This is a genomic window from Pseudomonas sp. LBUM1645 (genome assembly GCF_059716185.1).
The window spans coordinates 5,894,877-5,916,239 of record NZ_CP166811.1; the positions used below are offsets into that span (position 1 = coordinate 5,894,877).

Below are 21,363 nucleotides of genomic sequence, written 5' to 3' on the forward strand. Positions count from 1 at the left end.
TCAGCGGTTATTCCAGCGCCGAAGCCGGCCCGAAGAATTCGTAACGGCTTTGCTTCTCCGGCACACCCAACGCTTTCAGGTGACGCTTGACCGCCGCCATGAAGCCTTTAGGTCCGAGGAAGTAGGCGTCCAGATCGCGCTGCTGCGGCAACCACTCGCCCAGTTGCTCCTGGCTCAACAACCCAACCTTGTCCGCCGCCGGGCTCACGCCATCATCTTCGTCGTAGCAATAAAAGCGCTTGAGTTGCGGATGACGCTCGGCCAAGCCATCGATCCAGTCGCGGAAAGCATGAACGCTACCGTTACGCGCACAGTGGATAAAGTGCACCGGCCGTTCGGTCGCCAGCGCCGCTTCGAGCATCGCCAACGTCGGAGTGATGCCGACGCCGCCGCTGATCAGCACCAACGGTTTGTCGCTTTCGGTCAGAGTGAATTCACCCGATGGCGGGAACAGCTGGATGCTGGAGCCCACATGCAATTGATCGTGAAGATGGTTGGAGGCGCGGCCACCGGTTTCACGTTTGACGCTGATCCGGTATTGGCCCTTGTTGGCCAGGGCCGACAGCGAATAGTTACGACGAATCTCTTCGCCATCAAGAATCAGTTTCATGCCGATGTACTGGCCGGGTTCTGCCGCCAGAATCGGGCCTTTGTCGGCCGGTTCGAAGTAGAACGAGGTGATTTCCGCGCTTTCCTCGACCTTGGCCACTACGATGAATTCCCGCGCCCCGCGCCAGCCGCCGGGTGCCTGCTCCTTCTGGTCGTAGATGCTGGTTTCGGCGCCGATCAGGATGTCGGCCAATTGACCGTAAGCAGCCCCCCAGGCAGCCATCACTTCAGGTGTGGCGATCTCGTCGCCCAGCACTTCGGAGATGGCTCGCAGCAGGCAGGCGCCGACAATAGGGTAATGTTCCGGGAGGATTTGCAGGGCCACGTGCTTGTTGATGATCTTGGCCACCAGGTCGCCCAACTGGTCGAGCTGGTCGATGTGTCGCGCATACATCAAGACACCATTGGCCAAAGCGCGCGGCTGATCACCGCTAGCCTGGTGAGCCTGGTTGAACAGCGGGCGGACTTCCGGGTACTCGGACAGCATCATGCGGTAGAAATGAGTGATCAATGCTTCGCCACCGCTTTCCAGCAAGGGCACGGTGGATTTGACGATTGCACGGTCTTGAACGCTAAGCATAAGGCGACTCCTGATCTACTTGGATTACTAACTGATTGCCTTATACCCATCAGTTTCCATGCCAGAAAATAAAACCTTATAAATCAATACTTTAAATTCTTTATAGTCATATCGACACACACTGACTTATAGTCATACCGACTACATGGAGTCACTATGACTGCAAAAGGCTTGCTAACCACCCTGCTGCCACTGGTCGCCGACCTGTCCCGCGAACTCCCCGAAGGCGAGCGTTATCGACGCTTGCTTGAAGCCATGCGCGCCTTGCTCCCGTGCGATGCCGCCGCCCTGCTGCGCCTTGATGGCGAATGGCTGGTGCCACTGGCCGTCGACGGGTTGAGCACCGACACCCTCGGCCGACGCTTTAAAGTCAGCGAACACCCGCGTTTCGAAGCGCTGCTCAGCAGCCCCGGCCCGACTCGTTTCGCCGCCGACAGCGAATTGCCCGACCCTTACGACGGCCTGGTCGATGGCCTCGACGATCATCTGGAAGTCCACGACTGCATGGGCTGCCCGCTGTTTATCGACGAACGTCCGTGGGGCTTGCTGACCCTCGACGCACTCGATCCGGAGCGCTTCGAACCGATCGAACTGGACGCCCTGGAAGCCTTCGCCAGCCTCGCCGCTGCCACGGTCAACGCCGCCGAGCGCATCGAACGCCTGGCCAATCGTGTCGAAGACGAACATCAACGTGCCGAGGTTTACCGACAAGCCAGCGGCCAGCAGAACCGCGAGATGATTGGCCAGAGCAAGGCCCACAAACGGCTGGTGGAAGAAATCAATCTGGTGGGCGGCAGCGATCTGACCGTGCTGATCACCGGCGAAACCGGGGTCGGCAAGGAACTGGTCGCCCAAGCCATCCACGCCGCATCGCCCCGGGCCGACAAGCCGATCATCAGCCTCAACTGCGCCGCGTTGCCGGACACGCTGGTGGAGAGCGAATTGTTCGGCCACGTCCGCGGCGCCTTCACCGGCGCGATGAACGATCGACGCGGCAAGTTTGAACTGGCCAATGGCGGCACGCTGTTTCTCGATGAAGTCGGTGAGCTGTCCCTGACCGTCCAGGCCAAATTGCTGCGAGTCCTGCAAAGCGGTCAATTGCAGCGATTGGGGTCGGATAAAGAACATCAGGTGGACGTACGCCTGATCGCCGCGACCAACCGCGACCTGGCAGAAGAAGTGCGCAGCGGCCGTTACCGTGCCGACTTTTATCACCGCCTAAGCGTTTATCCGTTGCTGGTGCCAGCATTGCGTGATCGTGGGCGGGATGTGCTGCTGCTCAGCGGCTATTTCCTCGAGCAGAACCGTTCACGCATGGGCCTCAACAGCCTGCGCCTGAACAGCGATGCCCAAGCTGCATTGCTGGCGTATGCATGGCCAGGAAATGTGCGAGAGCTGGAGCACTTGATTGGCCGCAGCGCCTTGAAAGCGCTGGGTAACTGCAAGGAGCGGCCGAAGATTCTCAGCTTGAGCGCGGCGGATCTGGATTTGCCCAATGGCAGCGTTGAGCTTGCAACCGAGCCAGTCCCTGCCAGCCCTGCTGCTTTGGTCTCGGGAGACTTGCGGGCGGCGACCGAGGATTATCAGCGTCGACTGATCAACGCCTGTCTGGAACGGCACCATAACAATTGGGCGAGCGCGGCGCGTGAGCTAGGCTTGGATCGGGCGAATCTTGGAAGAATGGCCAAACGATTGGGCATGAAGTGAAGGCCCCATCGCGAGCAAGCTCGCTCCCACAGGGGAATGCATTCCAATGTGGGAGCGAGCTTGCTCGCGAAGGCGTCATACCATTCACCCGAATTGCTAAAGCCTGCCCGCAACAAGTCGATAACCCGGCATCGATAGCTGTTGGCGATCCTCGCGGTCGCCCATCACCTTTTTCCACAGAAGGTTTTTATGTCTTCCAACAAAGCCCGCGCAGATTCACTTTCGCTTCTGCTGTTTACCTTGCGCAGCGGCAAGCTGATGGCGATCAACCTGCTGAAAGTCAGTGAAATCATTCCCTGCCCGCCGCTGACCAAGCTGCCGGAGTCGCATCCCCACGTCAAAGGCATCGCCACCCTGCGCGGTGCCTCGTTGTCGGTGATCGACCTCAGCCGTGCCATCGGCGAACGACCGCTGGAAGACCCGAACGGTGGCTGCCTGATCGTCACTGACGTCAGCCGCTCCAAGCAGGGTTTGCACGTTCAAGCCGTGAGCAAGATCGTCCACTGCCTGACCACCGACATCCGTCCGCCGCCCTTTGGCTCTGGCGGCGTGCGTTCGTACATCACTGGCGTGACCTCGGTCGACGGCACGTTGGTACAGGTGCTGGACATCGAAAAAGTGATCCATGGCATCGCCCCGGCACAGATCGAAACGGCCCCGACCGAACTGAGCATGGAAGACGCCGAAGTACTCGGCAACGCACGGATCCTGGTGGTCGATGACAGCCAGGTGGCGTTGCAGCAATCGGTGCACACCCTGCGCAACCTCGGCCTGCAATGCCATACCGCCCGCAGCGCCAAGGAAGCCATCGACTGCCTGCTGGACCTGCAAGGCACGGCCCAGCAGATCAACCTGATCGTCTCGGACATCGAAATGTCGGAGATGGACGGCTACGCCTTCACCCGCACCTTGCGCGAAACCCCGGACTTCTCGCATCTCTATGTATTGCTCCACACCTCTTTGGACAGCGCGATGAACAGTGAAAAGGCCCGTCTTGCCGGCGCGAACGCGGTGTTGACCAAGTTCTCCTCGCCAGAACTGACCAAGTGCCTGATCGAAGCGGCCAAGGCTGTCGCTGAACAAGGTCATTGAGTCTTGGCCGAGGAATTCTGCTTTCTAATGCGGCGCAACCTCGCTGAAGTTGTGCCTGCGATCACTTGGCCTCAGGGAATTGTCCTCAGCGAATACCGCCCCGAACTGGCAGAGGCCGTTCATCGTTTGATGGAACTGGGTTATCAACAAGGTGGCGGTCGCGTGCCGGCACTGGATGTCTGGCAACAGCGTTTTGAAACCGATCCTGAATACGATCCGAGCCTGTGCTTCATCGCTCTGGATGCCGAAGGTATTGTCGGCGTGTGCCAGTGCTGGACCAGCGCCTATATCAAGAACCTGGTGGTGCATCCGCGGGCTCAAGGGCGGGGTTTGGGCCGTGCATTGTTACTGCATGCTTTCAAAGTGTTTCAGCAACGACGCGAAGGTTTTGTGGATCTGAAGGTGCTGGAAGACAACCTTCGGGCGCAGCGTTTGTATGAAAGCGCCGGGATGCGCGTGGTCCGCCGGGAACCTGTTCCAGCCTGACATACTCAGACCTTGGTCAATACCCGCCCAAGGATGCCGAACATGAAAGCCTCGACCCTGACCCTCCTCTGCCTCACCGCTCTCGCCTCCCAGGCTCACGCTTCCAGCCCCGACGCCTGGGCCGCCTATGACAAAGCCGTGCTCGCCAGTTGCACCAAGGCCAGCGGCTTGACGAATGCCAAACCCGTGGGCAACGCCGCGCAGTTCGATGACCGGGTTGGCTACACCGCACTGCTGTTGCAAGGCCAATACCCGCAAAAACACATGAAAGGCCAGCAAGGCACCGAACTGTGTCTCTACAACAAGAAAAGCAAAACCGCTTACGTCACCGAATGGGACTCCATCCGCCCAACCGCCAAGGCGCAGTGACTGGCGCATAACTTGCTTCGACAGTGGCCTTTGCGGCGGCATTCTGTCGCCGTTTCATGCCCTGATAGGCGACTAAACGCTCAATGAATACGACGTTTTCCTGCGTAGGCTGTGGCAAATGCTGCAATGACCACCACGTGCCCCTGACCTTGACCGAAGCCCGGATGTGGGCGGCCGATGGCGGTCAGGTGATCGTGTTGGTGGAAGGTTTCCTGGGCAATGGCCTGGGCCTGCCAGTGCAGCAACGCGAACACGCCGAACGCCGTTCTGTGCGGGTTCAAAGCGGCGCATCCGAGGCATACATAGCCATCACCTTTGCCGCCTACAACGTCGGTCCTTGCCGGAATCTTGACGAAGACAACCTCTGCCGCATCTACGAACGTCGGCCGCTGGTGTGCCGCATCTACCCGATGGAAATCAATCCGCACATTCCCCTGAACACTGCTGCAAAGGAATGTCCGCCCGAGTCGTGGGAAACGGGACCGGATCTGATTGTGGGTGGTGAATTGGTGGATCAGGAACTGGTCGGATTAATCCAGCGCTCACGTCAGGCCGATCGCGATGACATTCGAACCAAGGAGGCGATTTGCGCGCTGTTGGGGATTCGGACTACAGCGTTGAAGGGTGATGGGTTTACCGCTTATCTGCCGGACATGACTGCGTTTGCGAGGGTCATCGACCATGTTGCCGCGCAGCCATTGGCTGAGTCAGGCGCTGACTGGTTGTTTCATGTGTCGGGCGAGGACATTGCCGGGCAAGTGCAGGCGGCGGGTGCGCAAGTGGCGACGGATACGCCAGTGAACTATGCGTTTATTTCGTTGCGGGCGGCTTGATCCAGAGGGTGTATGGCCTTTGATGGCCCCTTCGCGAGCAAGCTCGGCTCCTACAGTGGATTTAAAATCTGTATCTCACAGAGATCAACTGTAGGAGCCGAGCTTGCTCGCGAAGGCAATAGATCAGGCACTACAGAGTTTAAAACTCAGCGCTTACCCATCGAACGACGAGTACCGGGAGGCGCTGCGCCCGGGGTCTTGGTATGACCGTTCTTGGCGCCGTTCTTGTACCAGGGCTGGCTGGCGTTCTTCGCTGCGGCCAGGTCGCCCGGCTTGAACGGGAACTTGAACGCCGGGATCTCGGCTTTGGTTTCGCTGTCTGCGCTGGAGTCGACGCTGTCTGGCAGGTCTGCCTGGTCGTCGCTCAAAGCGTCGGCAACCGGCGGTTGTGTCGGGGAAGTCATGAAAGCTCCGGGTGATGCAATAGAGTCGGGCCCGGTCAGCGAGCCGCGAAAGGACGGCAGTATACCTGTGTCGGGAGCCGCAAGCTTCAAGCAGCAAGCGAGTCCGTCGGGTTTTGTATTGACTGACCTGACGCCTTCGCGGGCAAGTCGGGTCGCCGCATCGCTCGCTCCTACAAGGATTCGACGTACATCCGCCGCCCTCCACCACTCAACAGGCCGAGCGTTAGCTCGCCTGCAGCTCTTGATCTTGATCCACCCGCCCCTTCGGGAGGCTGAGTGGAGGTGTTCATCCGGGGAGTGGCGCGCAGCGCCGTTCGACGCAGTCGAACACGCTGCATGTAGGTCGTCGCGCAGCAGACCGGAGGGCAGTGTCCCCGGATGGATACCGGAGCAAAGGAACGCCGAGCCTAAGCGAGGGGCCGGACGCTCGGGGCGAAGACCTTTGCTTCCTTTGGGGCGTTTGCCAAAGGGAGTCGCTGTAAGAGCGAAACCATAAGTGGCCATAACCGCAGGAATGGATATGTACACCTGAAAGAGACTGGCCGGCTGTCAGGCCGCCAAGGTCAAAAGATCACGGCCCACCAAGCCCAAACTGACAGCGCCGTCAGTTAGCAGTCACCTTCCTGACCGGCGAACAGGTTTATAAAGGAAGGTATAAATCTGAAAAAACTCCGACCACCCAGCCCCGGCGCCCCACTCGCATGCGAATTCAGAAAAAACCCGCCCTGCTCGCAGCCCTTCTGATCGTTCTGGCAGCGCTGGGCCTGTGGTACGCCATCAAGCCCACTACCACCAAACTGACCGCGCCCTCTGCGATCCCCGTTCGGGTAGTGAACGTCGTCGAAAAAGACGTCCCCCGCTACGTCAGCGGCATCGGCTCGGTGCTGTCCCTGCACAGCGTGGTAGTGCGCCCGCAAATCGACGGCATCCTCACCAAAATCCTGGTCAAGGAAGGCCAACTGGTGAACAAAGGCGACCTGCTCGCCACCATCGACGACCGCTCGATCCGCGCCAGCCTCGATCAGGCCCGGGCGCAACTCGGCGAAAGCCAGGCGCAACTGCAAGTCGCCATGGTCAACCTAAAACGCTACAAGCTACTGAGCGTGGACGACGGCGTATCCAAACAGACTTATGACCAGCAACAGGCGTTGGTCAACCAACTCAAAGCCACCGCCCAAGGTAACCAGGCCTCGATCGACGCCGCTCAAGTGCAGCTCTCCTACACACAGATTCGCTCCCCGGTGACCGGTCGCGTCGGTATTCGCACGGTGGACGAAGGCAACTTCCTGCGCATGACCGACGCTCAAGGCCTGTTCACGGTGACCCAGATCGACCCGATCGCCGTGGAGTTCTCCCTGCCACAGCAAATGCTGCCCACCCTGCAAGGCCTGATCGGCGATCCACAACGTGCACAAGTGAAGGCCTACATCGGCGCCGACACCGATGGCGAAACCGGCAACCTGCTGGGCGAAGGGCACCTGACCCTGATCGACAACCAGATCAACGCCAACACCGGGACCATTCGCGCCAAGGCTGAATTCAACAACGCCGGGCAGAAACTCTGGCCGGGTCTGCTGGTGACGGTAAAAATTCAGACAGCGCTGGATAAAGATGCGCTGGTGGTGCCGCCCACGGTCGTACAACGCGGTCTCGATCAACATTTCGTGTACCGGGTCAACGGCGACAAGGTCGAAACCGTCACCGTACAAATGGTCTATCAAGGCAGTGGTCAGGACATCATCAAAGGCGTTAAACCGGGCGACGTGCTGGTCAGCGACGGCCAGTCGCGGCTCAAACCCGGCTCGACCGTGCAGGTGCTGACCGAGCCGCCGCAAGTGGTGCAATCGGAGCCGAAACCATGAAGGGCCATGGCTCGGTCTCTGCTTGGTGCATCGACCATCCGGTTGCGACGATTCTGCTGACCTTTGCGCTGGTGCTGCTCGGTGTCATCGCCTTCCCGCGCCTGCCCATCGCGCCGTTGCCGGAAGCCGAATTTCCGACCATCCAGGTCGCTGCGCAATTGCCCGGCGCCAGCCCGGAAACCATGGCTTCGTCGGTGGCCACGCCGCTTGAAGTGCAATTCAGCGCCATCCCCGGCGTGACTCAGATGACGTCGAGTAGCGCCTTGGGCTCGACCAACCTGACCCTGCAATTCACCCTCGACAAAAGCATCGACACCGCTGCTCAGGAAGTGCAGGCCGCGATCAACACCGCCGCCGGCAAACTACCGAAAGACATGCCGACCTTGCCGACGTGGCGGAAGGTCAACCCGGCCGACAGCCCGGTACTGATCCTCAGCGTCAACTCGACCCAAATGCCCGGCACCGAACTCAGCGACTTGGTGGAAACCTTGCTCTCCCGTCAGATCAGTCAGATCGACGGTGTAGGCCAAATCAACATCACCGGTCAGCAACGTCCGGCGATCCGCGTACAGGCCTCGGCCGACAAACTCGCGGCCATCGGCCTGACGCTGGCGGACATTCGTCTGGCGATCCAGAACACCAGCCTCAACCTGGCCAAAGGTGCGTTGTATGGCGAGTCGAGCATTTCGACGCTGTCGACCAACGACCAGTTGTTCCACCCTGAGGAGTACAGCCAACTCATCGTTTCCTACAAGGACGGCGCCCCGGTTCACCTCAAGGATGTCGCCAAAGTCGTCAACGGTTCGGAAGATGCCTACGTGCAAGCCTGGGCCGGTGACAAGCCTGGGGTGAACCTGGTGATTTCCCGGCAACCGGGCGCCAACATCGTTGAAACCGTGGATCGCATTCAGGCCGCCCTGCCCGGCCTCGAAGCCATGCTGCCGGCGTCAGTGCAGGTCAAAGTGCTGGTCGACCGCACCCAGACCATCCGCGCCTCGCTGCACGAAGTGGAAGTCACCCTGCTGATCGCGATCATGCTGGTGGTGGCGGTGATGGCGCTGTTCCTGCGCCAATGGTCGGCGACCCTGATCGTGTCCGCCGTGTTGGGTGTTTCGCTGATCGCCAGTTTCGCCCTGATGTACATCATGGGTTTCAGCCTGAACAACCTGACGCTGGTGGCGATCGTGGTGGCCGTGGGGTTTGTGGTCGACGATGCGATTGTGGTGGTGGAGAACATTCACCGTCACCTGGAGGCTGGCGACGGCATGCGCGAGGCGGCGATCAAAGGTGCCGGCGAGATTGGTTTCACCGTGGTCTCCATCAGCTTTTCGCTGGTGGCGGCGTTTATTCCGTTGCTGTTCATGGGCGGCGTGGTCGGGCGACTGTTCAAGGAATTCGCCCTGACCGCCACTTCGACGATCATGATTTCGGTGGTGGTCTCACTGACATTGGCGCCGACGCTTGCCGCGCTGTTCATGCGCGCGCCGGTGCATCACGCCCATAGCAAACCCACGTTTGGCGAACGCTTGCTGGCAGGCTATGAAAAACTTCTGCGGCGCGCCCTCGCCCACCAGAAGCTGATGATTGGCGTGTTCTGCCTGTCCCTCGGTCTGGCCATCGCCGGCTACATCTTTATCCCCAAGGGCTTCTTCCCGGTGCAGGACACCGGGTTTGTCCTCGGCACCACCGAAGCTGCCGCCGACATTTCCTACGGCGACATGGTGAAAAAACATCTGGCGATGGCCGAAATCGTCGCGGCGGATCCGGCAGTCGCGGCGTTTTCCCACTCCGTGGGTGTCTCGGGCAGCAACCAGACCATCGCCAACGGTCGCTTCTGGATCTCCCTGAAAAAGCGCGGCGACCGCGACGTCTCCGCCAGCCAGTTCATTGACCGGATTCGTCCGCAACTGATGAAAGTCCCGGGCATCGTGCTGTACCTGCGCGCCGGCCAGGACATCAACCTCAGCTCCGGCCCGAGCCGCGCGCAGTACCAATACGTGCTCAAGAGCAACGACGGCGCGACCCTCAGCACCTGGACCCAGCGCCTCACGGAAAAACTGCGCGCCAACCCGGCGTTCCGCGACATTTCCAACGACCTGCAACTGGGCGGCAGCATCACCCACATCAGCATCGACCGCAGCGCCGCCGCGCGTTTCGGCCTGACTGCCAGCGATGTCGATGAAGCGCTGTACGACGCCTTCGGCCAGCGGCAGATCAACGAATTCCAGACTCAGATCAACCAGTACAACGTGATTCTGGAGCTGGACACCAAGCAGCGCGGCAAGGCCGAAAGCCTCAACTATTTCTACCTGCGCTCGCCCCTGAGCGGGGAAATGGTGCCACTGTCGGCCCTGGCGAAATTCGATGCGCCGACGGTCGGCCCGCTGTCCATCGCCCATGATGGCATGTTCCCGGCTGCCAACCTGTCGTTCAACCTGGCGCCTGGTGTGGCGTTGGGCGATGCGGTGATCATGCTCAACCAGGCCAAGGCTGACATCGGCATGCCGGCCGCCATGAGCGGCAACTTCCAGGGCGCGGCCCAGGCGTTCCAGAGTTCACTGGCCAGCCAACCGTGGCTGATCCTGGCGGCGCTGGTCGCGGTGTACATCATTCTCGGCGTGCTGTACGAGAGCTTCGTCCATCCGCTGACCATCATCTCGACGCTGCCGTCGGCGGGTCTCGGCGCGGTGATCATGTTGTGGATTTGCGGGCAGGACTTTTCGATCATGGCGCTGATCGGGCTGGTTTTGCTGATCGGGATCGTGAAGAAGAACGGCATCCTGATGATCGACTTCGCCCTCGAAGCGCAGCGCAAAGGCGGGCTGCCGCCGGAAGAAGCGATCTACCAGGCCTGTATCACGCGGTTCCGGCCAATCATCATGACCACCCTCGCCGCCCTGCTCGGCGCGTTGCCATTGATGCTCGGCTACGGCACCGGCGCCGAACTGCGCCAGCCATTGGGGATCGCGGTGGTCGGCGGCTTGCTGGTGAGCCAGGCGCTGACGCTGTTCACCACGCCGGTCATATACTTGTGGCTTGAGCGGCTATTCCATCGGCCAAAACCAGCAGCGTTGCCCGCGCTGGCGACCACAGACTGAGGCGGGGTCATGCGCGTTCTGATTATCGAAGACGAGGAAAAAACCGCGGATTATCTGCACCGCGGTCTGACGGAACAGGGTTACACCGTGGACCTGGCGCGTGACGGCGTTGAAGGCCTGCACCTGGCGCTGGAAAGCGACTACGCGGTGATCGTCCTCGACGTCATGCTGCCGGGCCTCGACGGCTTCGGCGTACTGCGCGCATTACGTGCGCGCAAACAAACCCCGGTGATCATGCTCACCGCCCGCGAGCGTGTGGAAGACCGGATCAAAGGCCTGCGCGACGGTGCCGACGATTACCTCGGCAAACCGTTTTCCTTCCTCGAACTGGTGGCGCGCCTACAAGCGCTGACACGTCGCAGCGGCGGTCACGAACCGGTGCAAGTGAGCATCGCCGACCTGTGGATAGATTTGATCAGCCGCAAAGCCACCCGCGCCGGCACGCGCCTGGACCTGACCGCCAAGGAGTTCTCGCTGCTGAGCGTACTGGCCCGCCGTCAGGGTGAAATTCTGTCGAAAACCGCCATCGCCGAAATGGTCTGGGACATCAATTTCGACAGCGACGCCAACGTTGTCGAAGTCGCGATCAAACGCTTGCGAGCGAAGCTCGACGGGCCATTCGACGAGAAACTGCTGCACACGATTCGTGGCATGGGTTATGTGCTGGAGAGCCGTGGTGTCCAGTAATTCTATTGCGCTGCGCCTGAGCGGGATGTTCACGCTGGTGGCGCTGCTGGTGTTTCTGTTGATTGGCTGGGCGCTGTATCAACAGGTCGATAAAGGTCTGGGTTTGTTGCCCGAGGCTGAACTGGACGCGCGTTACAGCGTGCTCGAATCCACGGTCGGCCGTTATGGCACGCCTGAGCATTGGGTGAAGATCAACAACAAGCTCAAGCTGCTCGGTGAGGAAGACAAACGCATCAGTTTCTGGATCATCAGCGGTGATCCGCACTACGAATACGGCAACCTGACGCCGCAGATCCGCGCCTTTGCCGAAGGGCCGCTGGGCATGCGCGACTTGAATCTGCCGGATCAGCCATATCCGCTGAAAGTGCTGGTCAGTCAGTTCCCGGCCAAGGATCAACGCCCACCGCTGCGCTTCATGATCGGCATCGACACCGAGACGTTTCTGCAGACTCAACATCATCTGCTGATTGCCCTGATCAGCCTGGCGATCATCGGCGTGTTGCTGGCCTCGGCCCTTGGTTATTGGGTGGCGCGGATCGGCCTCAAGCCGCTGATCAAATTGTCCCAGGAAGCCCAGCGGTTGGCACCGCCGTTGTTGTCCGGTCGCCTGCAATTGTCGCCGCTGCCGCCGGAACTGAATCAGTTCGTCAATTCGTTTAACTCGACACTGGAGCGGGTCGAACAGGCTTACTCGCGCCTTGAGTCGTTCAACGCGGACGTGGCCCATGAACTGCGCTCGCCACTGACCAACCTGATTGGCCAGACCCAAGTCGCGCTGACCCGTGGGCGATCCGCCGAACACTACTTTGAAGTGCTGCAATCGAACCTTGAAGAGCTTGAGCGGCTGCGCTCGATCATCAACGACATGCTGTTCCTCGCCAGCGCGGATCAGGGCAGCAAAGCTACCAAACTGACGTCAACCTCGTTGGCCGATGAAGTAGCGACGACGCTGGAGTATCTGGATTTCATCCTTGAAGACGCGCAGGTTCAGGTGCAGGTCAGTGGTGACGCGCAGGTGCGGATCGAGATCGCTCATCTGCGTCGGGCGTTGATCAACTTGCTCAGTAACGCAGTGCAACACACTGAGCCCGGGCAGGTGATTCAGGTGCGGATCGAAGTTGAGGAGCATCAGGTCAGCATCGGGGTTGCGAACCCTGGGTCGCCGATTGCCAGCGAGCATTTGTCGCGGCTGTTTGAGCGTTTTTATCGGGTGGATGCATCGCGCAGCAACAGTGGGAACAACCATGGGTTGGGGCTGGCGATCGTCAAGGCGATTGCGTTGATGCATGGCGGGGATGTGTTTGTGCGCAGTGATCACGGCATGAATACGTTCGGTATCCATCTCCCCGTTTAACCCCAATACGACGCCCGAGCTGCACCCGGCCCTGTAGCAGCTGGCGAAGCCTGCGTTCGGCTGCGAAGCAGTCGCGAGATCAGGCGCTACGGTCTGTCAGATAGATCGCGTGTGCAGGGTTTACGACTGCTACGCAGCCGAACGCAGGCTTCGCCAGCTGCTACAGGTTTGGGCGTCGGCCTGCCAACTGTTGCCTTAAGCGCAACAGTCCTTTCATGAATCCGCTCTTTTTCCCCTCTCCAATCCCCCTTATCTTTGTCCCACCAAACAGCACTTGCCAAGCAAGAAGGTTTTAAAGATGTCCAACACTATGGGTATTGCCAGCGCTTTCGTTTTGTCCTCTTTGTTTCTGTCTCCGTTCGCCATCGCTGAAGAGTCGCAGACGTTCGTCGCGAAAAATTCCGCACGCGCTGCTGCATACGAACAGTATCAGAGCGAAATGACGGCCAAGGCTCAGGAAGCTGCGCAAACCCCTCAAGCGTCGACCACTCAAGCCCAACCACAGGTTGAGAAAGACAGCTGACTGTTAAATATCGCTCTGTTTCCCTCGACACTTTTCATCGGCTCTTCCCTTTGAAAAGTTGTCTTCAAAGCCGCTGCTATCAGCGGTTTTTTTTCGTTGTGGTTTTAAACAGCTTCAGTTCGTCTCCCCTAACAAGAAACATTTTGAGTCTCAATACAATGAGGCTCTAAGTTGACCCAAGGAGCTTTACTGCTAGTGCGTTTCCCTCTTAGATTCAACCCGTTGTTCATTGCAATCGCTGTAACGGTGACACCTGCTGCTCACGCCGCAGACGACTCAAACGCCGAAGGTTTCGTTGAAGGATCGAGCCTCAACCTCAACGCCCGTAACTACTACATGAACCGCAACCGCCTGCAGCAGACGGACGACAACATTGAATGGGGCCAGGGTTTCCTCGGCCTCTTCGAATCGGGTTACACCCAAGGCACCGTCGGTTTCGGTGTTGATGCCCACGCCATGCTCGGGCTCAAGCTCGACGGCGGTGGCGGTACCGACGGGTCGAGCATCCTGCCGGTCAGCGATGGCAACGGCAAAGCGCCGGGCTCGTTCTCGACGGCGGGTGGCACGCTGAAAATGCGTGCCTTCGATACCGAACTGAAGGCCGGTGATTTGTTTCTCACCAATCCGGTGATCGCCGGCGGCGAAACCCGCATGCTGCCCCAGACCTTTCGCGGCGTCAGTCTGGCTAACAACAGTTTTGACGGCTGGATGATTGAAGGTGGTCAGGCAAGTTTCACCAAGCCTTACAACCAGAGCGGACACACCCGCATCGGCACGTCCTATGGCAGCCTGGCCGACGGTGACGAAAGCCGGCACCTGAACTGGGCTGGTGTCGCCTGGAGCGGACTGCCAGGGCTGACCAGCAGTCTCTATGCTTCCGAGCTCAAGGACATCTGGAACCAGTATTACTACGATCTGGACTACACCTACGCGCTGAATGATCTGGTCAGCCTCAACCCGGGTCTGCACGCCTATCACACGCAAGACACCGGCAATGCGCTGCTGGGCAACATCGACAACAACACGTACAGCCTGCATTTCACCGTCGGTGTGGGCAATCACAGCGTTACTGCGGCCTATCAGCGGGTCAATGGCAACACGCCGTTCGACTACATCAGCCAGGGCGACAGCGTTTACCTCGACAACTCCCAGCAGTATTCGGACTTCAACGGCCCGAACGAACGCTCATGGAAACTCAAGTACGCCTACGACTTTGTAGGGCTCGGCCTGCCCGGCCTGACCTCCGCGGTCTCTTACTCCCGAGGTGAGCTGGACCTGACCAAGGTCGATCCGGACAGTCCCGGTTATGCCTCGTGGTACAGCGCTGACGGCAAAAATGCCAAGCACTGGGAACGCGACATTGATCTCAAGTATGTGGTTCAGGGCGGCAAGGCAAAAAACCTGGCGCTGCGTCTGCAATGGGCGACCAACCGTGGCGGCAACGGCTACGGTGCGCTGGATCAGGACACCGATGAATACCGGGTGATCGTCGACTACCCGCTCAATGTCTTCTAAGCTTCAATAAGTAAAAGGCCAGCATGTTTTGCTGGCCTTTTTTTTATCCGGGATTTATACAGGCGCTCCGAACGCAAACGGTTTCTGGGATTCTGCCTGAGTCTTGTAAAACACTTTCATAACGCCTCATTAGCAGAAGTCAGAACCATGAGTGTGAGCAGTGCAACATCTCACCATCCGATCCGGTCGACGCGATCGGAGCGGCTTCTGGTTCTCGGCAGTTTGCTGCTGGTGATTGCGATATTGAGCATCGTGGCGTTCCTGCTCATTCGCGAACGCGCCAATGCTGAACAGTCTGCCACTCGTGCAGCAACCAACATCGTGCAGTTGATCGACGCCGACGTGCTGCGCAATGTCGAACTCTATGACCTGTCCTTGCTTGGTTTGATCGCTGCCTCGCAGCGTGAAGACCTCAAGAACGTTTCCCCTACCATCCGCCATCTGGCCTTGTTTGACCGTGCCACTGCCGCGCCTTACAAGGGCGACATTTTGCTGCTGGACAACAAAGGCGACGTGATCGCCGACTCGGCCTCGGTAGAACCCAGAAAGGGCAATTTTGCTGACCGCGAATACTTTCAATCGCACGTGAACAATCGCGACCCGAGCATGCTCATCAGTCGTCCCTTCCGTTCCAGACAACCTGAACATGAATGGCGAATCAGCTTCAGTCGCCGGGTCAGCGGCTCACAGGGTGAATTTCTTGGCGTGGCCGAAGCCGCCATGCGCTTGAGTTATTTCGATCAACTGTTCAACAGCTTGAGCATCGGTCGTGACAGCTCGGTCAACCTGATCAGCTCGGACGGGATTCTTCTGGCTCAGGAACCCCGCCTGGCCGAAGAGCTTATTGGCAAGGACTTCAGCAGCCGTCCCAACTTTCAGCGCATCGTCAAAGAAGGCAACGGCAGCTTCACCGGTGTTTCAAGCCGCTATCAGGACAAACGCCTGTACACGTTCTCCAAGGTGGGCAACTTGCCGTTGATCGTCATCGTTGCACTGTCCAGTGATGAAGTGTTTGCGTCGTGGAAGCGCACGACGGTAGTGGTCAGCGTTGCGACTATTGCGCTGTGCATCGGCTTGCTCTGGCTGACTTGGCTGCTCAGCCGGGAACTGCGCCTGCGCCACAACGCCGAACAGGAACTGGCGCAACTGGCGGCCACCGATGCCTTGACCGGCCTGGCCAACCGCCGAACGCTGGATCAGGTCCTGCGTCATGAGTGGTTCCGCGCTCAACGTTCCGGCCAGCCGTTATCACTGCTGATGGTTGATGCCGACCACTTCAAGGCCTTCAACGATCGTCATGGCCATCAGGCTGGCGATGATGCGTTGCGCTCGGTGGCCAAGGTGATCTCCGACAATGTGCGGCGACCTGCGGATCTGGTCGCCCGTTACGGCGGTGAGGAGTTTTCGGTGATTCTCGCGGAAACCGACAGCCAGGGTGCGCAACAGATTGCCGAACACATCCGAGCGACAGTGGAGCAATTGCCGCTGGTGGCAGGTGCCGAGTCGCCGATTACTGTCAGTATCGGTATCAGTACCTGGACCACCTCCGCCGAGATCAGCCTGGAACAGCTATTGTTTGCAGCGGACAAGGCGCTGTATCAGGCCAAGGAAAGTGGGCGTAATCGGGTGGTTAGCACGGCTTGAAAACAAGATCAAAAGATCGCAGCCTTCGGCAGCTCCTACAGGGGAACGCATTCCAAATGTAGGAGCTGCCGAAGGCTGCGATCTTTTGATCTTTTGGTTCTTGGGCATAAAAAAAGGCCACCCGAAGGTAGCCTTTAAAAAACTAGAGAGGTTTTTTACTTACACGGCCGCAACTGGACGCATGTAAGAGATCGGTGCAGTGCTGGCGTCTTCGAAAGTCACGACTTCCCAAGCATCTGTCTGCTCAATCAACTTGCGCAGCAGCTGGTTGTTCAATGCATGTCCGGACTTGAAGCCCTTGAACTCACCAATCAGGCTATTGCCCAGCAGGTAGAGGTCACCAATTGCATCGAGGATCTTGTGCTTCACGAATTCGTCTTCATAGCGAAGGCCGTCTTCGTTCAGTACACCATCCGCGTCGACCACAATAGCGTTTTCAACGCTGCCGCCGAGTGCGAGGTTGTGCTTGCGCAGGTACTCGATATCACTCATGAAACCAAAGGTACGGGCGCGGCTGACTTCTTTTACAAACGAAGTGCTGGAAAAATCCACGCTTGCACTTTGTGTGCGGTTACGGAAAACCGGGTGATCGAAATCGATCTCGAAACTCACCTTGAAGCCTTCGAAAGGGACGAAAGTGGCGCGCTTGTCGCCGTCTTCCACTGTCACTTCCCGCAGGATCCGGATGAACTTCTTCGGTGCGTCCTGTTCTTCCAGGCCGGCCGATTGAATCAGGAATACGAAAGGTCCAGCGCTACCATCCATGATCGGAACTTCAGACGCGGAGAGCTCGACGTAGGCGTTATCGATGCCCAGGCCAGCCATGGCCGAGAGCAAGTGCTCCACCGTATCCACTTTGGTGTCACCACTGACCAATGTGGTCGACATCGTGGTTTCACCAACGTTTTCCGCGCGGGCAGGAATCTGCACCACAGGGTCGAGATCGGCACGAACAAACACAATGCCGGTGTCGATAGGTGCGGGCTTGAGGGTCAGGTATACCTTCTCCCCGGAGTGCAGGCCTACACCTGTAGCACGGATAATATTTTTCAGTGTGCGTTGTTTAATCATGGCTTGGGCCGCTTCAGCGCAAATTGCGAACTGGTATCAACAAAGGCTGGCGATGATAGCAGACCAGACCTTTGCTGAACACCAATCACCTTCATAGCCCTGATACATTCCATTAATCGGCCTGACGACGCAGGAAAGCCGGGATGTCCAGATAGTCTAGATCATCTTGCGGATTCATCTTCGCGGCAGTCGCAGCACCGGCCTGAGCCTGGTTGCGCATGACGGTCGGACGGTCCAGGTCACGGTAGTTCACAGCAGGCGCTTCCTGACGAGCAGAGGCTTGTTGCTGCGGCTGCGATGCCACGGACGTGTGCATGGTGTTGTCGATAACCTTCACAGGCTTCTCGATTTTCGCGCCCAGACCAGTGGCAACCACGGTCACGTGCAGCTCGTCGCGCATGTCCGGATCGATAACGGTACCGACCTTGACCATCGCGTGCTCGGAAGCAAAGGCTTCGATGATGCTACCCACGTCGGAGTACTCACCCAGGGACAGGTCAGGACCGGCGGTGATGTTCACCAGGATGCCGCGTGCACCTTGCAGGTTCACGTCTTCCAGCAGTGGGTTGCGAATGGCCGCTTCGGTGGCCTCACGTGCACGGTTCGGACCGCTGGCGCAGCCAGTGCCCATCATCGCCATGCCCATTTCGCTCATCACGGTACGAACGTCGGCAAAGTCGACGTTGATCATGCCCGGACGCTTGATGATGTCGGAGATACCGCGAACGGCACCGGCCAGTACATCGTCGGCCTTGGCGAATGCGGACAGCAGGCTTGCGTCCTTGCCAAGGATGGTCAGCAGCTTCTCGTTGGGAATGGTGATCAACGAGTCGACGCTTTCAGACAGCAGACGGATACCTTCGTCGGCGATCTGCATGCGCTTGCGGCCTTCGAACGGGAACGGACGAGTCACCACCGCAACGGTGAGAATCCCCATTTCCTTGGCCACTTCAGCAATGATCGGCGCAGCACCGGTACCGGTACCACCGCCCATGCCAGTGGTGATGAACACCATATTGGTGCCCTGCAGGACTTCGGCAATGCGCTCACGATCTTCGAGAGCGGCCTGACGACCTACTTCAGGGTTGGCGCCAGCGCCGAGACCTTTGGTCACGCCGGTGCCCAGTTGCAGGATGGTCCGCGCGCCGATGGATTTCAGCGCCTGGGCATCAGTGTTGGCGCAGATGAATTCAACGCCTTCAATGTTGCTCTTGACCATGTGGTTGACGGCGTTGCCGCCGCCTCCGCCAACACCGATAACTTTAATAACCGGGCTTGCGGGGATGTTGTCTACGAGTTCGAACATTTTCCCTCTCCTTACATTCTCTAGTTTTTTCGCCTACTGCTTTTTGCTGCGGTGCTGCGGTGCTGCGGTAAATCTTTAGAAGTTGCCTTGTACCCAGCTCTTGAAGCGATCGAGCAAGGCGACTTTCGGTTCTTCATTGCTGTAGCTGTCGCGGCTGCTGATGCCCGAGAACGAAATCCCGTCGGACTGCTTTTGCAGGCCGTACATCAACAGGCCAACGCCAGTGGAATAAATCGGGTTACGAACCACGTCGTCCAGGCCCTTGACGCCATGCGGTACGCCCAGGCGGACCGGCATGTGGAAGATTTCTTCGGCCAGTTCGACCGCGCCTTCCATTTTGGACGTACCACCGGTCAGCACGATGCCGGCCGGGATCAGGTCTTCGTAGCCACTGCGACGCAGCTCGGCCTGGATCAGGGTGAACAGCTCGTCGTAACGCGGCTCGACCACTTCGGCCAGGGCCTGACGGGACAGCTCGCGCGGTGGACGGTCGCCGACGCTTGGGACCTTGATGGTTTCACCGGCACCGGCCAGTTTGGCCAGGGCGCAGGCGTAGCGAATCTTGATTTCTTCGGCGTACTGGGTCGGAGTGCGCAACGCCATGGCGATGTCGTTGGTCACCTGATCGCCCGCAATCGGGATCACCGCGGTGTGACGGATCGCGCCTTCGGTGAAGATCGCGATGTCGGTGGTGCCGCCGCCGATGTCCACCAGGCACACGCCCAGCTCTTTCTCGTCGTCGGTCAGGACCGAGTAGGCCGAAGCCAGTTGCTCGAGAATGATGTCGTCGATTTCCAGGCCGCAGCGACGCACGCATTTTTCAATGTTCTGTGCGGCGTTGACGGCGCAGGTGACCACGTGAACCTTGGCTTCCAGACGTACGCCCGACATGCCCAGAGGCTCGCGAACGCCTTCCTGGTTATCGATCACGTAATCCTGCGGCAGGGTGTGCAGCACGCGCTGGTCAGCCGGGATTGCCACGGCTTGGGCAGCGTCGAGAACGCGCTCGAGGTCGGCGGAGCTGACTTCGCGATCACGAATCGCCACGATGCCGTGAGAGTTCAGGCTGCGGATATGATTGCCAGCCACACCGACGAACGCCGAGTGAATGCGGCAACCAGCCATCAGCTGCGCCTCTTCGATCGCACGCTGGATCGATTGCACGGTGGACTCGATGTTCACCACCACGCCTTTCTTCAGGCCACGGGACGGATGGGTACCGATCCCGACGATTTCCAGCGTGCCGTCGTCCGAGACCTCACCGACCAGCGCCACCACCTTGGAGGTGCCGATATCGAGACCGACGATCATTTTGCCGCTTTGCACGTTTGCCATGGTCCTGCCTCTTCTCAATTCTTCGCGACAGCGGGTTGGGCTGCCGTGGGCGCTACAGGTTCCCGCCAGCCAACAGCGAGGCCGTTGGCGTAGCGCAGATCGATGCGCGCAATGTTCGTAATCTGTTCTTTAAGCGTCTTGTCATAGATAGCAATGAAGCGGCGCATCTTTTCCAGCAGGTTGCCGCGTCCCAGCAGCAGTTCGATTCCCGGGCCTGCGCTGCCGGCGCCGGTGGTCAGGAACCAGCTGCCTCGGTCACGCAACTCCAGGCGCGCAATCGAGAAGCCCAACGGCCTGAGCATCTGGCTCAGCACCTGGTATTGCTGCATCACTTGCTGTTGGGCCCGTTGTGGGCCGAACAGCTGTGGCAAGTGTTCGTAGTTCGCCAGCTCTCGCGGAGTGAACGCCTGACCCTGGTTGTTCAACAGCGACTCATCGCCCCAACGGGCCACCGGCAGTTGTTCTTCCAGGCGGATCACCACTTGATCCGGCCACACCCGACGCACTTCGGCGTGGGCAATCCATGGCATCGTTTCAAGCTCGGTACGCATGCTCTCCAGGTCGATGGTGAAGAAGCTCGACGCCACGTATGGGGCGATCCGCTGCTGCACCGCTTGCTGGCTGATGTAACTCAAGTCGCCCTGCACGTTGATCTTGGTGATCGGCCGGTCGGCGTACGGCAGCAAACGCTGTGCGCCTTCGTAAGTACCGAAACCCAGTGCGACCAACAGCACAGGCCAGAACAGGCTTTTCAGAAAACCAAAATTGGCTTTCGGCAGGCGCGCAGACATCGGCTCTTTGGCCACCATTCGGCTGGCACCCCGCGGTACCGGCTTGCGGCCGGGTGGTGCGGAGGGCTGATGTCTCAGCTGTGCGCCTTGCATGGTC

At 59.1% G+C, this 21,363-nt stretch carries 18 protein-coding genes; 12 read left to right on the forward strand and 6 right to left on the reverse strand.

Going from position 1 to position 21,363, the window contains the following annotated elements:
- Window positions 1-7: 7 nt before the first annotated feature.
- A complete protein-coding gene (gene hmpA, locus ACA079_RS26780; protein ID WP_497701528.1) occupies window positions 8-1,189 on the reverse strand; it encodes an NO-inducible flavohemoprotein in 1,182 nt (393 codons plus the stop codon).
- A 156-nt stretch (window positions 1,190-1,345) separates the two neighbouring features.
- Between hmpA and norR the strand changes: the two genes are divergently transcribed.
- The 5 genes from norR (at window position 1,346) to ACA079_RS26805 (ending at window position 5,676) form a co-directional block, all read left to right on the forward strand.
- On the forward strand, window positions 1,346-2,896 hold the full coding sequence (gene norR, locus ACA079_RS26785; protein WP_497701529.1) for a nitric oxide reductase transcriptional regulator NorR: 1,551 nt from the start codon (window positions 1,346-1,348) through the stop codon (window positions 2,894-2,896).
- A 189-nt stretch (window positions 2,897-3,085) separates the two neighbouring features.
- Window positions 3,086-3,988 (forward strand): chemotaxis protein CheV, encoded by a 903-nt coding sequence (locus tag ACA079_RS26790; protein WP_008147551.1) that lies wholly within the window; start codon window positions 3,086-3,088, stop codon window positions 3,986-3,988.
- A 27-nt stretch (window positions 3,989-4,015) separates the two neighbouring features.
- A complete protein-coding gene (locus ACA079_RS26795) occupies window positions 4,016-4,474 on the forward strand; it encodes a GNAT family N-acetyltransferase (RefSeq protein WP_497701530.1) in 459 nt (152 codons plus the stop codon).
- A gap of 42 nt (window positions 4,475-4,516) precedes the next feature.
- On the forward strand, window positions 4,517-4,843 hold the full coding sequence (locus ACA079_RS26800; RefSeq protein WP_497701531.1) for a hypothetical protein: 327 nt from the start codon (window positions 4,517-4,519) through the stop codon (window positions 4,841-4,843).
- A gap of 83 nt (window positions 4,844-4,926) precedes the next feature.
- A complete protein-coding gene (locus tag ACA079_RS26805; RefSeq protein WP_497701532.1) occupies window positions 4,927-5,676 on the forward strand; it encodes a YkgJ family cysteine cluster protein in 750 nt (249 codons plus the stop codon).
- A gap of 146 nt (window positions 5,677-5,822) precedes the next feature.
- Here ACA079_RS26805 and ACA079_RS26810 read toward each other — a convergent pair whose 3' ends face one another.
- A complete protein-coding gene (locus tag ACA079_RS26810; RefSeq protein WP_008147542.1) occupies window positions 5,823-6,080 on the reverse strand; it encodes a hypothetical protein in 258 nt (85 codons plus the stop codon).
- Window positions 6,081-6,781: 701 nt separating this feature from the next.
- Between ACA079_RS26810 and ACA079_RS26815 the strand changes: the two genes are divergently transcribed.
- The 7 genes from ACA079_RS26815 to ACA079_RS26845 all read left to right on the forward strand — a co-directional run bounded on the left by ACA079_RS26815 (window position 6,782) and on the right by ACA079_RS26845 (window position 16,763).
- Complete coding sequence (locus ACA079_RS26815; protein ID WP_497701533.1) at window positions 6,782-7,942, forward strand: efflux RND transporter periplasmic adaptor subunit; 1,161 nt, start codon at window positions 6,782-6,784, stop codon at window positions 7,940-7,942.
- Complete coding sequence (locus tag ACA079_RS26820) at window positions 7,939-11,040, forward strand: multidrug efflux RND transporter permease subunit (protein WP_497701534.1); 3,102 nt, start codon at window positions 7,939-7,941, stop codon at window positions 11,038-11,040. Before ACA079_RS26815 ends, ACA079_RS26820 begins: the two co-directional genes overlap by 4 nt.
- 9 nt (window positions 11,041-11,049) lie before the next feature.
- Window positions 11,050-11,727: a heavy metal response regulator transcription factor gene (locus ACA079_RS26825; protein WP_007916978.1), complete on the forward strand. Its 678-nt coding sequence runs from the start codon at window positions 11,050-11,052 to the stop codon at window positions 11,725-11,727.
- Window positions 11,717-13,081, forward strand: a complete 1,365-nt coding sequence (locus tag ACA079_RS26830; protein WP_497701535.1) for a heavy metal sensor histidine kinase — start codon at window positions 11,717-11,719, stop codon at window positions 13,079-13,081. The genes ACA079_RS26825 and ACA079_RS26830 overlap by 11 nt, the downstream gene beginning before the upstream one ends.
- A gap of 298 nt (window positions 13,082-13,379) precedes the next feature.
- Window positions 13,380-13,604, forward strand: a complete 225-nt coding sequence (locus ACA079_RS26835; protein WP_497701536.1) for a hypothetical protein — start codon at window positions 13,380-13,382, stop codon at window positions 13,602-13,604.
- A 195-nt stretch (window positions 13,605-13,799) separates the two neighbouring features.
- The gene (locus tag ACA079_RS26840; protein ID WP_497701537.1) at window positions 13,800-15,119 is read left to right on the forward strand and encodes an OprD family porin; all 1,320 of its coding nucleotides are present in this window, start codon (window positions 13,800-13,802) and stop codon (window positions 15,117-15,119) included.
- Window positions 15,120-15,266: 147 nt separating this feature from the next.
- Entirely contained in the window at window positions 15,267-16,763 is a 1,497-nt protein-coding gene (locus tag ACA079_RS26845) for a sensor domain-containing diguanylate cyclase (protein ID WP_497701538.1), read from the forward strand.
- Window positions 16,764-16,922: 159 nt separating this feature from the next.
- Here the strand turns inward: ACA079_RS26845 and lpxC are convergent, their stop codons facing one another.
- From lpxC to ACA079_RS26865, 4 genes are all read right to left on the reverse strand, one after another.
- Window positions 16,923-17,834 (reverse strand): UDP-3-O-acyl-N-acetylglucosamine deacetylase, encoded by a 912-nt coding sequence (lpxC, locus tag ACA079_RS26850; protein ID WP_008147525.1) that lies wholly within the window; start codon window positions 17,832-17,834, stop codon window positions 16,923-16,925.
- Between the two features lie 112 nt (window positions 17,835-17,946).
- Complete coding sequence (gene ftsZ / locus ACA079_RS26855; RefSeq protein ID WP_134418962.1) at window positions 17,947-19,140, reverse strand: cell division protein FtsZ; 1,194 nt, start codon at window positions 19,138-19,140, stop codon at window positions 17,947-17,949.
- A gap of 75 nt (window positions 19,141-19,215) precedes the next feature.
- Window positions 19,216-20,475: a cell division protein FtsA gene (gene ftsA / locus ACA079_RS26860; RefSeq protein WP_033061341.1), complete on the reverse strand. Its 1,260-nt coding sequence runs from the start codon at window positions 20,473-20,475 to the stop codon at window positions 19,216-19,218.
- A gap of 14 nt (window positions 20,476-20,489) precedes the next feature.
- The gene (locus ACA079_RS26865; protein WP_123365692.1) at window positions 20,490-21,359 is read right to left on the reverse strand and encodes a cell division protein FtsQ/DivIB; all 870 of its coding nucleotides are present in this window, start codon (window positions 21,357-21,359) and stop codon (window positions 20,490-20,492) included.
- Between the last annotated feature and the right edge of the window lie 4 nt (window positions 21,360-21,363).

What these genes read in the sequence shown, in the direction of transcription:
- ACA079_RS26815 (WP_497701533.1), top strand. Translation starts at nt 6,782, where the DNA reads ATGCGAATTCAGAAAAAACCCGCCCTGCTCGCAGCCCTTCTGATCGTT.
- ACA079_RS26800 (WP_497701531.1), top strand. Translation starts at nt 4,517, where the DNA reads ATGAAAGCCTCGACCCTGACCCTCCTCTGCCTCACCGCTCTCGCCTCC.
- ACA079_RS26795 (WP_497701530.1), top strand. Translation starts at nt 4,016, where the DNA reads ATGCGGCGCAACCTCGCTGAAGTTGTGCCTGCGATCACTTGGCCTCAG.
- ACA079_RS26835 (WP_497701536.1), top strand. Translation starts at nt 13,380, where the DNA reads ATGTCCAACACTATGGGTATTGCCAGCGCTTTCGTTTTGTCCTCTTTG.
- norR (WP_497701529.1), top strand. Translation starts at nt 1,346, where the DNA reads ATGACTGCAAAAGGCTTGCTAACCACCCTGCTGCCACTGGTCGCCGAC.
- ACA079_RS26810 (WP_008147542.1), bottom strand. Translation starts at nt 6,080, where the DNA reads ATGACTTCCCCGACACAACCGCCGGTTGCCGACGCTTTGAGCGACGAC.
- ACA079_RS26845 (WP_497701538.1), top strand. Translation starts at nt 15,267, where the DNA reads ATGAGTGTGAGCAGTGCAACATCTCACCATCCGATCCGGTCGACGCGA.
- hmpA (WP_497701528.1), bottom strand. Translation starts at nt 1,189, where the DNA reads ATGCTTAGCGTTCAAGACCGTGCAATCGTCAAATCCACCGTGCCCTTG.
- ACA079_RS26790 (WP_008147551.1), top strand. Translation starts at nt 3,086, where the DNA reads ATGTCTTCCAACAAAGCCCGCGCAGATTCACTTTCGCTTCTGCTGTTT.
- ftsA (WP_033061341.1), bottom strand. Translation starts at nt 20,475, where the DNA reads ATGGCAAACGTGCAAAGCGGCAAAATGATCGTCGGTCTCGATATCGGC.
- ACA079_RS26820 (WP_497701534.1), top strand. Translation starts at nt 7,939, where the DNA reads ATGAAGGGCCATGGCTCGGTCTCTGCTTGGTGCATCGACCATCCGGTT.
- lpxC (WP_008147525.1), bottom strand. Translation starts at nt 17,834, where the DNA reads ATGATTAAACAACGCACACTGAAAAATATTATCCGTGCTACAGGTGTA.
- ACA079_RS26805 (WP_497701532.1), top strand. Translation starts at nt 4,927, where the DNA reads ATGAATACGACGTTTTCCTGCGTAGGCTGTGGCAAATGCTGCAATGAC.
- ACA079_RS26825 (WP_007916978.1), top strand. Translation starts at nt 11,050, where the DNA reads ATGCGCGTTCTGATTATCGAAGACGAGGAAAAAACCGCGGATTATCTG.
- ACA079_RS26865 (WP_123365692.1), bottom strand. Translation starts at nt 21,359, where the DNA reads ATGCAAGGCGCACAGCTGAGACATCAGCCCTCCGCACCACCCGGCCGC.
- ftsZ (WP_134418962.1), bottom strand. Translation starts at nt 19,140, where the DNA reads ATGTTCGAACTCGTAGACAACATCCCCGCAAGCCCGGTTATTAAAGTT.